The organism is Pseudoalteromonas sp. 120-MNA-CIBAN-0494, assembly GCF_040308885.1.
GTDB classification, from domain to species: Bacteria; Pseudomonadota; Gammaproteobacteria; order Enterobacterales; family Alteromonadaceae; genus Pseudoalteromonas; species Pseudoalteromonas nigrifaciens.
On the sequence record NZ_JBEOOE010000002.1, the window covers coordinates 282375 to 294868 of the forward strand.

The window sequence follows — 12494 nt, forward strand, 5'->3', positions numbered from 1 at the left end:
TTGCCTATATCGGTTGCTCGCTGTATGAAGTTAACCGCCTTGATATTGGCACACATTTATCATCATTTATCTAAACTAAGCAGAGTAAGTCCTAAAAAAAAACCCAGCAGTTACGCTGGGTTTAGATAATATTAAATGCCTAAATTGACACTCTATATTTATGTATTCCTCAAAATGGTATGTCGTCATCAAAATCAATGGTTGGTTCCATTGGGTTAGACGCGCCGCCTTGTGGAGCACTTTGCGGTTTAGGAGCAAAGCCACCTTGCTGTTGTGGTGCACTACTTTGCTGTGGTGTAAAACCACCTTGTGGCTGCTGATATTGGTTATTTTGCTGTGGTGCAGGAGCAGACTGTGGCTGTGCTGCTGGTGCAGACTGCTGTTGTGGAGCATAACCACCTTGCTGTTGGTTATTCTGCCCTTGGTTGTTTTGGTAACCACCACTTTGTTGGCCGCCTTGTGATTGATTATTTTGATAACCACCACTTTGCTGTCCGCCTTGTGATTGATTACCTTGGTAACCACCACTTTGTTGCCCACCTTGCTGGTCGCCACCACGGCTCCCTAACATTTGCATTTGGCCGGTAAAACCGTCAACTACAATTTCAGTCGTGTATTTTTCTTGGCCTTGTGGGTCAGTCCATTTACGTGTTTGAAGTTTACCTTCAACATAAATTTGTGAACCTTTACGGCAATATTCACCAACAATTTCTGCTAACTTGCCAAAAAATACCACACGGTGCCACTCAGTTTTATCAACCATTTGGCCAGTGTTTTTGTCTTTGTAGCTATCTGAAGTTGCTAAGGTGATATTTGCTACACCGTTGCCGTTAGGCATATAACGTACTTCAGGATCTTGTCCTAAATTACCAACCAAAATTACTTTGTTCACACCGCGTGCCATGGAACTATCTCCTATAAACGTTAGATTAAACCAGCTACTTTACGTGCTTGGTCTAGGTCAAATTCTTTATCATTAATCTTTAAGTAGCTGCGGCTTTCGTCGCGCACTACAGTTGCTTCTATTACGCCAGGTAAAGCAACTAACAGAGAAGCAAGCGACTGTGCCTGCTCTTCTGAATCTAATTTGGTCATTAAGCTAATAACTTTACTTTTGGGTGGGACTTGCATTTTCCACGCAATAATAAGCCATATTAACCCAACAAGTGCCGCTGCCGCAAACACCGCTTGCGTTGTTGTGGTTTGTGCTACATAACCGCCAAGCATACCGCCTAAAAAGGCACCTAAAAACTGGCTAGTAGAATACCCTCCCATGGCAGAGCCTTTTTGGCTTGCTGGTGCAATACGCGATACTAGCGCTGGCATGGTGGCTTCTAAAAAGTTAAATGCAACAAAATACAACAGCATACAAACAGCAATACCTACAATACTGTTAACCCATACCGACATAGCCAGCATGCTCAACATTAACAGTATAACGGAGCCAATAAATGCCTGCTTTTCTTTCTCTTTTTTAATGGCGATTATCATAATAGGCACCATTAATAAAAAAGCTAAAAATAATACTGGGATATATAAATGCCAGTGATTATCGGCCACTAAGCCATCTTTAATAAGCTGACTCGGTAACACTACAAAAATAGTAGTGAGGGTTAAATGTAGTAGTAATACACCCGCATTTAAGCGCGCTAACTGCGGGTGTTTAATTAATTTTTTAATATCGCTAAAGCTGGCGAGGGTATCGCCTTTAGGGGCTTTATTAACCGCATTAGGCACTAGCATAGTCACTATAAATATGCCGATTATAGCTAATATTGCGGTTAACCAAAATACCCCCGAAATACCCCACGAGGCAGCAACGATTGGCCCAAGTAACATAGCAAACGCAAAGCTCATGCCTATGCTCATACCAATAACGGCCATTACTTTAGGGCGTTGTTCATCGCGGCTTAAATCGGAAGCAAATGCCAGTAATGCACTGGCTATAGCGCCCATGCCTTGTAGCGCACGCCCAACTGTAACCATTTGAATTGAATCGGCTAATGCAGCTATTACCGAACCCAGCGCAAACATTAGTAAGCCGCCAACAATAACCTTTTTACGGCCAATTTTATCAGACAGTCGGCCCATAGGTATTTGCAACACCGCTTGGGTTAACCCATACGCGCCAATAGCAAAGCCTATCCAGATAGGCGAAAAGCCCTCCAATGATTGGCCATAAATAGCTAATACAGGCATCAGCATAAATAAGCCGAGCATTCTAAATGCAAACACACTAGCTAGCGATATGGCAGCGCGTTTTTCTCGTGAATTAAGTGAAGATGCGGTCATTATTTGCGTGATCTTACTGTGTGGAAAATTTAGGCTGAGATTCTACCATAAGCTTACTAATAATTAATCGTCATAAGTAAGGATTTTTCATTGATCATAGATTAATAATGTTACGTATTATGCGATACTGGACAAATAATTTTGGTAATAGACGAGATAGCATGGAAAACATTGAAGTCCGAGGCGCCCGCACGCACAATTTAAAAGACATCAGCCTAACCATCCCACGTGATAAGTTAATTGTTATTACTGGCCTATCTGGTTCGGGTAAGTCTTCGCTTGCATTTGATACTTTGTATGCAGAGGGGCAGCGTCGTTATGTTGAATCACTTTCTGCGTATGCAAGGCAGTTTTTATCACTGATGGAAAAACCCGATGTAGATCATATTGAAGGTCTTTCTCCGGCTATTTCTATTGAGCAAAAGTCAACATCGCACAACCCGCGTTCGACTGTGGGTACGATTACCGAAATTTATGACTATTTACGTTTAATGTTTGCCCGCGTGGGCGAACCGCGTTGCCCAACTCACGACCTACCGTTAGCCGCACAAACTATTAGCCAAATGGTCGATACTGTTTTAGCTCTGCCTGAGGGCAGTAAACTCATGTTGCTTGCACCGGTAATAAAAGAGCGTAAAGGTGAGCATGTTAAGCTCCTTGAGCAATTGGCGAGCCAAGGCTACATTCGTGCCCGTATTGATGGCGAAGTATGTGACCTATCGGATCCACCGCCACTTGATCTACATAAAAAACATACTATAGAAGTAGTTGTAGACCGCTTTAAAGTAAAAGATGGCCAACAACAGCGTTTAGCTGAGTCATTTGAAGCTGCATTAGAAATGTCGGGTGGCGTGGCTAACATAGCTTATATGGATGACAGCAGCGCAGAAGAAATGCTGTTTTCGGCTAATTTTGCCTGCCCTACTTGTGGCTATGCCATGACCGAGTTAGAGCCAAGATTGTTTTCGTTTAACAATCCAGCCGGAGCATGCCAAAGCTGTGACGGCCTAGGCGTACGCCAATATTTTGATCCAAACCGCGTAGTACAAAACCCTGAACTAAGCTTGGCCGGTGGCGCAATTAAAGGCTGGGATAAACGCAGTTTTTATTATTACCAAATGCTACAAGCCGTTGCGCAGCATTATAATTTTGATTTAGATGTGCCATATCAGGATTTAGATAAAGCCTCGCAAAAAATTATTTTAGAAGGCTCAGACACTACTAAAATAGCCTTTAGCTACCGTAACGACCGCGGCGATTTAATTACCCGTAATCACGAGTTTGAAGGGGTACTTAATAATATGTACCGTCGCTACCGTGAAACTGAATCAAACTCGGTACGTGAAGAACTAGCAAAGTATCAAACCAGCCAGGCCTGCCCTAGCTGTCATGGCTCGCGTTTACGCCAAGAGTCGCGCCATGTATTTATTGGCCAAACTAACTTACCCACTATTACTCATATGAGTATTGGTGAAGCAATGGACTTTTTTGAAGGGTTAAAACTAACCGGACAAAGAGGCCAAATAGCTGAAAAAATATTAAAAGAAATTCGCGACCGTTTATCGTTTTTAATTAACGTGGGTTTAAACTACCTCTCACTCGATAGAAGTGCCGATACGCTTTCGGGCGGTGAAGCACAACGCATTCGCCTTGCAAGCCAAATTGGCGCAGGCCTAGTGGGTGTTATGTATGTACTGGATGAGCCATCAATTGGTTTGCATCAGCGCGATAACGACCGATTATTAAAAACATTAGTGCATTTACGCGATTTAGGTAATACCGTTATTGTGGTTGAGCACGACGAAGATGCTATTCGCGCAGCCGATCATATTATTGATATTGGCCCAGGTGCTGGTGTGCATGGCGGGCATATTATTGCCCAAGGTACTCGCGACGATATTTTAGCCTGTAAAGAGTCGGTTACTGGGCAGTTTTTATCCGGCGTACGTAGAATAGAAATACCTAAATTACGCCACCCCACTAACGACAAATGGCTGGAGTTATTTGGCGCTACTGGTAACAACTTAAAAAATGTTGATTTAAAAATTCCATTTGGCTTAATGACCTGTGTAACAGGTGTGTCTGGCTCGGGCAAGTCTACGCTCATAAACGACACCTTATTTAAGCTTGCGCATACTGAATTAAATGGCGCAACAACTGCCGAAGCTGCTGCGTATAAATCAATTTCAGGGCTTGAGCATTTTGATAAAGTGATCGACATTGATCAAAGCCCCATTGGCCGCACACCACGCTCTAACCCGGCTACTTATACTGGTATTTTTACTGGTATTCGTGAATTATTTGCCGGTACGCAAGAGTCGCGCTCTCGTGGTTATAAAGTAGGTCGCTTTAGCTTTAACGTTAAAGGCGGACGCTGTGAAGCTTGCCAAGGCGATGGCGTAATTAAGGTAGAAATGCACTTTTTACCTGATGTGTACGTGCCGTGCGACGTATGTAAGGGTAAACGATATAATCGCGAAACCCTTGAAGTACTGTATAAGGGTAAAAATATTCATCAAGTACTCGACATGACAGTGGAAGATGCCCACGACTACTTTGATAAAATACCGGCCATTGCACGCAAACTTAAAACCCTGATGGACGTAGGTTTATCGTACATTCGTTTAGGCCAAGCAGCTACAACGCTTTCGGGCGGTGAAGCACAGCGAGTTAAATTAGCCCGCGAGCTGTCAAAACGCGATACCGGTAAAACGCTATACATACTTGATGAACCAACAACAGGCTTACACTTTGCCGATATTGAACAGCTGCTTGTTGTACTTCATCGCTTGCGCGATCACGGTAATACTATTGTTGTTATTGAGCATAACCTCGATGTTATTAAAACCGCAGATTGGGTTATCGATTTAGGCCCTGAAGGCGGAGCTGGCGGTGGTGAAATACTCATTGCAGGTACACCTGAGCAAGTAGCCGAGTGTGAGCGCTCGCATACTGGCCGTTATTTAAAAGAACTGCTTAAATAACGAGTGCAGCTTAGCTGGGTAGCTATTCATTTTTTTGTGTATTTGGTGGTTAACTTCTTTTATTAACCGCCAAATATACTAATAAAACAAAAATGCCGCTTTATAAATAAAGCGGCATTTTTATTGATCATTTTAACTAGCAAGGTTTAGCCGCGAGGAATAAAACCGAGTGCATCGTACACAGCTTTTAACGTACCTTCGGCTTGGCTGCTGGCTTTTTCTGCGCCACGCTTCATGATGTTATTAAGGAGTGTTTGATCTTCTCTGATCTCTTTAAAACGCGCTTGAATTGGCTCAATCATTGCCACCACCGCATCTGCTGTGTCTTTTTTCAGATGGCCGTACATTTTGTCTTCGTACTCTGGCACTAAATCTTCAATTGAACGTTTAGTTGCCACACTTAACAAGGTAAGTAAGTTTGACACTCCAGGCTTTTCAGCTCGGTCAAAGTAAATACGCGCTTGTTCGTCTGAATCGGTAACTGCTTTTTTCAGTTTTTTCTCAATCTTTTTTGGCTCATCTAACATCATAATAAAACCATTTAGATTTTCATCAGACTTAGACATTTTTTTCAGCGGATCTTGCAAGCTCATTACTCGCGCACCAAACTCTGGAATATACGCTTGAGGTATTTTAAATACCTCGCCATACAGGTTGTTAAAACGTGTTGCGATATCGCGGGTTAGTTCAAGGTGTTGCTTTTGATCTTCCCCTACCGGCACTTGCTCTGCTTGGTATAATAAAATATCGGCCGCTTGTAATACTGGGTAAGCAAATAAGCCCACGTTAATATTGTGCGCGTGCGTTGCCGACTTATCTTTAAACTGGGTCATACGATTAAGTTCGCCCATTTGTGCATAACAGTTTAATACCCAAGCAAGTTGTGCATGCTCTGGTACTTGCGATTGCACAAATAACGCGGCTTTTTCTGGGTTAATACCACAAGCAGTATAAAGCGCTACACCATCTAAAACTCGCGAGCGAAGTAATTCAGGGTCTTGACGCACAGTTACTGCGTGAAGATCTGCAAGCATAAAGTAGCTATCATAGTCTTCCTGTAACTTTAGCCACTGGTTAATAGCGCCAACATAGTTGCCTATTGTCATACCACCGGTTGGCTGCACGCCACTTAAAACTACTGGTTTACTCATGATTTTCCTTTATTTTGCTTAATTAACAGCACTTAGCGCTGTGTAAGAACAGGTATTATATCTAAGAAGTTATCGCATAGGTACTGTGGATTATAGTCCTTAAGGTTTTCACCTTGATTATAACCATAGCTCAGTGCAATAACGTCAATTTTAGCTGCATTGGCAGCTAGTATATCGCTTTTAGAGTCGCCAATCATAATCGCTTTACTGGGCTCAACATTTAGTTTATTACAGGCAAATAACAACGGCTCTGCTGATGGCTTTTTAGCCATGTCATCACCACAAATTATTAGCTCAAAATGACTCGTTAAGGCTAACTTATCCAGTAATTTTTCGGTAAATAAACGATCTTTATTAGTGATCAATGCCTTGGGCATACCACGTAGGGCAGCAAGCCCAGTTTCAACATGTTGGTAAAGTACGCTATATTCACCTACTTGCTGTTCATAATGTTGGTAAAATAATGTAAATGCTTTATCGCTAAGTACTTTATCTAAATGCTCACTTATTTGCATTTCGCCACTCAGTGCGCGTTTTACTAATACTTCTATACCATTACCAACCCAGCTTTCTACTAAGCGCTGGCTAACAATCGGAAATGCTAAGTCGCTCAAAGTAAGATTAAGTGCTATGTATAAATCGTATACACTATCTACTAAGGTGCCATCTAAATCAAACAGGGCTAGGTCGTACTTCATTATTTAACACTTCCTAATTGCTCACGCATTTGATCGATAACTTCTTGGTAATTTGGCTGGTTAAAAATGGCTGATCCCGCTACAAACATATCAGCTCCTGCCTCTGCAGCAGCGGCAATGTTATCGACTTTTATTCCGCCATCAACTTCTAAGCGTATATTGCGACCCGATTCTACAATACGTTGTTTTGCTTGGCGTAGTTTTTCTAAAGTATGCGGAATAAAGCTTTGCCCACCAAACCCTGGATTAACCGACATAATTAAAATAACATCAATTTTATCCATCACATGATCAAGAAAGCTCAAGCTAGTACCTGGATTAAACACTAAACCAGCTTGGCAGCCATGATCTTTTATTAATTGTAATGTGCGGTCAATATGCTCACTGGCTTCTGGATGAAAGGTAATAATTGAAGCACCGGCCTCGGCAAACTGAGGAATAAGGCTATCAACCGGTTTAACCATTAAATGCACATCAATAGGCGCTTTAATGCCGTAATTTCTGAGCGCTTTACACACCATAGGGCCAATAGTTAAGTTAGGCACATAGTGATTATCCATCACGTCAAAGTGAACCACATCGGCACCCGCAGCAAGTACACTATCAACATCTTCACCTAGTTTAGCGAAATCGGCAGATAAAATAGAAGGGGCTATTAAGTATTTTTTTTCTGGGTTCAACATAGTTAATCCGGCAATGAATAATATATTGCGTTAATGTAACTTAATTAATGATGTTACCCAAGTAATCGCGACAAATATAATGGCTTAATAAAAATAAAGATTATTGATAAGCCTTTATTTTCATTCGACTTTAGAAGCTAATGATAAAATTTAAGTTTGTTATTTAAGCAATTTTTGTTATGCTTAAAAAAGGATCAAATTATTAGGTTTAAATCATGCGTGCTTTTAAAACGGGGATATTAATGGCGTCAGCACTTTTGTTTGTTGGAGCGTTAAATTTTATCTCAAGTTCTGAGCAAGATTTAACAGCAATTAACAATTGCCAGCAAAAACAAACAACCACTACAGATACAGCTGTAAGTGCTTGCCTTAAAGTAACAGATGAGTCGTCTTGGTCTTCATGGATAACAGGCGACAGCCGCAGTGCACAGTTTCATTATTTAGATTTATTAGAGTTGCTTACAAGCTCTGGTGATTCTAAAAAGCTTCCCTCTTTAAAACCATCATTTTAAATATGCGACAGTTTTTTAGCGCCTTACAAAGTGTACTTGCTGCATTTTTTGGGGTGCAATCTAACCATAAACGCCACGCAGACTTTAAACACCACTCGCCAGTTAGCATTATCATAATAGCTATTTTGCTTTTTATTGTTTTTATTATTTCGATTTACGCGATTGTTGTTTCGGTGCTAAGTACATAGCCATTAGCTCGCTCACTTTATTACGCGATCCGCCTTTTGGGCTAATAGTACGCTTTACCTGAATTTGATCTAATGTGGCTTGGCTATAAATTTTACGCGTCCATACCGTATCATGGTTAGAGATAAGCACTGGAGTATCGTTTTCAAACGCCGCTTGCTCGGCTAAATTTGCTAGATTTGCTTGATCATCTAAATTAAAACCGCCCTTCGCATACGAGGTAAACGAGGCTGTTTTACTTAAAGGCACATACGGTGGATCACAATAAATAACTGCATTTTTAGGTACTAGTTTAAAAATATCATCGTAATCAAGGCAGGTAAACGTAGCCTGTTGCGCTTTTTTAGCAAAAAAGTACATTTCTTTTTCGGGAAAATAAGGCTTTTTGTATTTACCAAAAGGTACATTAAAAATACCCTTTAAGTTATACCTACAAAGCCCGTTATAACCGTGTCTATTCATATATAAAAACAGCATTGCGCGTTCGTATATATCGCTACTTTGATTAAATTGCACGCGGTATTCGTAGTAAGCATCGGGATGATTATTTAAATCCACAAACAGCTTTTTAGCATCACTTATAAACTCATCGGGCGAGTTTTTAAGTTCTTTGTATAAATTAATTAAATCGGCATTAATATCATTAAGAATGTAGTGTTTAAAATCGCTATTTAAAAACACTGAGCCGGCACCAACAAAAGGTTCAACCAAAGTATCAGCCTGCTGGCTAGCTTGCTTTAGTCGCGCGTTAATATCTTCAACTAGACTGTATTTTCCGCCAGCCCATTTAAGGAAGGCTCTACTCTTTTGCTGCATTGGCTCTTTACTTCAATCTGGTGTTGCGCGATTTTACACTAAAGTTGCTTAGTTTACTGATCAACTAATACAATTTCTTGTTTTATTTTGCTTATTTTTTTATAGAAAGGCTTATTTATTTTAGCCTCTGCAGGCAAAGCGCTCATAGCTAACTTTGCAGCATCCATATTAGTAAAACTACCTACAGTTACCACCCACCAAGTTTTATTATTTCTTTTAGTTTGATAGGTATGCGCTACTTTTTGTAGTTTATGCTGGCTAATAAATTCAGCACTGACTTGTTGCTGAGTAATCGCTAATAATTGAATAACTGTATTTGTGTCGGGCTGTTGTAAGTACCATGCATTACCTGTGAGTATTTTGCTCTCAACCTGAGCTGAAATATTACTGTGTGGCTGCGTTGCTAATATCTTTGGCTCTACCGATGGTGTATTTTTAGAGCTGGGAGTTGTTTGCTTCGCAGTCAGACTTTGCATAATTGCAGGCACATTATTATGCGGTGTTTGTAGCTCAACTGTGCTTGCAGGTAAGTTAGGTGACGCTGCAATAGCGCTATTGTCGCTAGCTATCGCTAATGGCTGCTGTATTTGCTTAACCGAAATTGCCGTTGTGAGCACTTCAGGCTCAGCTTGCTGATAATATTGTTGCCACCATTGGGTCATGTCTGATTTATATAACAAGCCAATTATTAAAAACAGAATAATTAACATCAAAATTAATAAATGCAAACGCCAAGATACTTTATCTTTTACAACAACATCCGCTATGTGTTCTGTTGCTTGCCAGCTCAGTAATAAATTGGGATTACCCTGTGCCGCGGCTATAAAAGCTTGGTAAACTGGGTCTTCATCATAAGGCAGGTCGCTAAAATACCAACGCATTAACTGCTTACTTTCACTTTGGTTTAATGGCTCTAAGTGAATGTTTATTGCCGCTGCAAAGGCCAGTTTTGACTGCGCAGCAAGCATAATATAAAGCGTACTGGGGGAGTTTTTAGCCAGTAGTTCTAACTCTACCTGTAATTCTTCTGATAAGTGCCTGGCGTTATCTAGCACCCATAAACAAGGGCCACAAGCTTGCTGTTGTAATAATTGATAAAAGTTTTCGGATAGGCTCAAGCTATGATCAATTAAAGGTGCATTAAAGCTTTGCTCTAATAGCTCGCTCATTAATTGAATGTCTGTCATTTGCGCTGTTACTTGCACAAATGCTTTATTAAAATCGTTATATTTATCAGTAATAAAAGTTTCGAGTAGGTAGCTTTTACCTAGGCCAGAGGTGCCTAGTAAAACAATCAGGTTTTGTCCGTACTCAAATTGCAGTGCGATTCTATCCACCAATGCCGCACGGCTTGGTAAAATTTGTGGCTGCATTATTGCTCGATTAACGCTCGAACTTGGTCATCTGAAACATCATCCACTAATGCACATTGTCCAAATTGGGTGGGCAGAATAAAGCGGATAGTACCCTTTTTATTCTTTTTGTCTTTACGCATATGCTGCAAAAAATGCTCGCTGGTCATTACCGGCGGGATCTGCGTGGGTAAGCTATATTGCGCAATTAAACCAGAGATACGAGTAACGTCCTCAGCGGTTAAATCTTGGCGTGTATATGCTAGTTTTGCAGCAAGTACCATACCTGTTGCTACTGCTTCGCCATGTAGCCAAACACCGTACCCCATTTGCGCTTCAATTGCGTGCGCAAAGGTATGACCTAAGTTTAATAGTGCTCTTAGGCCTTGCTCTTTTTCGTCTTGAGCTACAATTAGCGCTTTAATTTCACAGCACCTATAAATTATATGCTGTAAACAGGCTTCATCTAATTGCTGTAAACGCTCAACATTTTGCTCTAAGTAAGCAAATAGCTCAGTATCGTAAATCAAACCGTATTTAATCACTTCAGCCATACCGGCTGCAAACTCGCGCGCAGGTAAAGTATGTAATGATTGTGTGTCGATAAAAACAGCTTGTGGCTGATAAAATGCCCCAATCATATTTTTACCTAGTGGATGATTTACCGCTGTTTTTCCACCTACCGACGAATCAACTTGTGATAATAGTGTCGTTGGCATTTGAATAAAGGGAATGCCACGCTGATAACATGCAGCAACAAAACCAGTTAAATCACCAACAACGCCGCCACCTAATGCAATTAAGCAGGTGTCACGACCACAGTTATTTTCGAGTAAGAATGCCGATATTTTTTCAAACCAGGTAAGCGATTTATATTGCTCGCCATCAGGAATAATAAAGTGCAGTGGATTCAATGTTGCTAACTGCGCTAATAAGCCCTGTAAATACAAAGGCGCAATAGTGTCGTTAGTAATGATGATAGGCCGACAATCACCAATGTGATGAACTAGGCGGCCATTATCTTGAAGTGTAGATTGACCAATATAAATAGGGTAACTTCGCTCGTCTAAATTAACAGATAATTCAAGCATGCTTAGCTATTTCCTTTAATATTAGTAATTAAAAATCCAATTTCTCGATGATTTGGTTAGCAACAACTTTAGCGCTTTGCTCATCAGTGCGTACAACAAAATCAGCCACTTCTTTATATAACGGTTCGCGTTCTTCTGCTAAACGTTCTAATACATCACGAGGTGCTTCTTCTGTTTGCAGTAATGGGCGACGCTTGTCGCGTTGTGTGCGTGCAACTTGTTTTTCAATCGGTGTCTCTAGGTATACTACAATACCGCGAGCCGAAAGCTTGTTTCTAACTTCTTTACTCATTACTGAACCACCACCGGTTGCAAGTACAATACCCTGCATTTCGGTTAGATCGCCAATAACAGATTCTTCACGAAGTCTAAAGCCTTCTTCACCTTCAAGATCAAACACCCAGGCAATATCTGCACCGGTACGGCGTTCGATTTCTTGATCAGAATCAACAAATTCAAGGTGTAATTGGTCAGCGATGTGACGACCAATCGTACTTTTGCCAGCCCCCATGGGGCCAACTAGAAATATATTACGTTTCTCAGCCATATCTTTTAGTACAAACGAACTCTAAAATTTGAAATAAAACCCCGCCTAACGACCTGGCCCCAAAATTAAGGAGAGGATTATCTCAGTAATCGGTTGGGTATTTCAAGTCAATTAGCATAAAAAGCCATATAACGAGCAATTAATCTAAATAATCATCCATTAGTTAACAAAACATTAGCTTA

At 40.8% G+C, this 12494-nt stretch carries 12 protein-coding genes; 3 read left to right on the top strand and 9 right to left on the bottom strand.

Annotated elements, in window-relative coordinates; translation table 11 throughout:
• Positions 1–169: 169 nt before the first annotated feature.
• Both ssb and AAEY55_RS03010 read right to left on the bottom strand, forming a co-directional pair.
• Positions 170–904, bottom strand: a complete 735-nt coding sequence (gene ssb, locus AAEY55_RS03005) for a single-stranded DNA-binding protein (RefSeq protein WP_350550001.1) — start codon at positions 902–904, stop codon at positions 170–172.
• Positions 905–924: 20 nt separating this feature from the next.
• On the bottom strand, positions 925–2292 hold the full coding sequence (locus tag AAEY55_RS03010) for an MFS transporter (protein ID WP_089368797.1): 1368 nt from the start codon (positions 2290–2292) through the stop codon (positions 925–927).
• A 161-nt stretch (positions 2293–2453) separates the two neighbouring features.
• On the opposite strand from AAEY55_RS03010, the gene uvrA reads away from it, so the two are divergent.
• A complete protein-coding gene (gene uvrA / locus AAEY55_RS03015; protein WP_011329352.1) occupies positions 2454–5276 on the top strand; it encodes an excinuclease ABC subunit UvrA in 2823 nt (940 codons plus the stop codon).
• Between the two features lie 146 nt (positions 5277–5422).
• On the opposite strand, the gene trpS is transcribed toward uvrA, so the two are convergent.
• Genes trpS through rpe form a run of 3 tightly spaced genes read right to left on the bottom strand, consistent with a single transcriptional unit; the run spans position 5423 to position 7808 of the window.
• Complete coding sequence (trpS, locus tag AAEY55_RS03020; protein WP_011329353.1) at positions 5423–6427, bottom strand: tryptophan--tRNA ligase; 1005 nt, start codon at positions 6425–6427, stop codon at positions 5423–5425.
• Between the two features lie 32 nt (positions 6428–6459).
• Positions 6460–7125, bottom strand: a complete 666-nt coding sequence (locus tag AAEY55_RS03025; RefSeq protein WP_089368798.1) for a phosphoglycolate phosphatase — start codon at positions 7123–7125, stop codon at positions 6460–6462.
• Positions 7125–7808 carry a ribulose-phosphate 3-epimerase gene (gene rpe, locus AAEY55_RS03030; protein ID WP_179808010.1) on the bottom strand — a complete coding sequence of 228 codons (684 nt, stop codon included), beginning with the start codon at positions 7806–7808 and terminating at the stop codon, positions 7125–7127. The genes AAEY55_RS03025 and rpe overlap by 1 nt, the downstream gene beginning before the upstream one ends.
• 215 nt (positions 7809–8023) lie before the next feature.
• Here rpe and AAEY55_RS03035 point away from each other — a divergent pair, with 215 nt between their 5' ends.
• Both AAEY55_RS03035 and AAEY55_RS03040 read left to right on the top strand, forming a co-directional pair.
• Complete coding sequence (locus AAEY55_RS03035) at positions 8024–8320, top strand: hypothetical protein (RefSeq protein WP_089368800.1); 297 nt, start codon at positions 8024–8026, stop codon at positions 8318–8320.
• A gap of 2 nt (positions 8321–8322) precedes the next feature.
• Positions 8323–8508, top strand: coding sequence for a DUF2970 domain-containing protein (locus AAEY55_RS03040; RefSeq protein ID WP_058374262.1), 186 nt, complete (start codon positions 8323–8325; stop codon positions 8506–8508).
• On the opposite strand, the gene AAEY55_RS03045 is transcribed toward AAEY55_RS03040, so the two are convergent.
• From AAEY55_RS03045 to aroK, 4 genes are read right to left on the bottom strand one after another with little or no spacing between them, the layout of a single operon-like run.
• Positions 8465–9322 carry a Dam family site-specific DNA-(adenine-N6)-methyltransferase gene (locus AAEY55_RS03045; protein WP_011329357.1) on the bottom strand — a complete coding sequence of 286 codons (858 nt, stop codon included), beginning with the start codon at positions 9320–9322 and terminating at the stop codon, positions 8465–8467. The genes AAEY55_RS03040 and AAEY55_RS03045 overlap by 44 nt on opposite strands.
• 53 nt (positions 9323–9375) lie before the next feature.
• Entirely contained in the window at positions 9376–10695 is a 1320-nt protein-coding gene (locus AAEY55_RS03050; protein WP_350550007.1) for an AAA family ATPase, read from the bottom strand.
• Positions 10695–11765, bottom strand: coding sequence for a 3-dehydroquinate synthase (gene aroB, locus AAEY55_RS03055; RefSeq protein ID WP_089368802.1), 1071 nt, complete (start codon positions 11763–11765; stop codon positions 10695–10697). The genes AAEY55_RS03050 and aroB overlap by 1 nt, the downstream gene beginning before the upstream one ends.
• Positions 11766–11793: 28 nt before the next feature.
• Positions 11794–12312: a shikimate kinase AroK gene (gene aroK, locus AAEY55_RS03060; RefSeq protein WP_008466255.1), complete on the bottom strand. Its 519-nt coding sequence runs from the start codon at positions 12310–12312 to the stop codon at positions 11794–11796.
• Positions 12313–12494 lie beyond the last annotated feature (182 nt).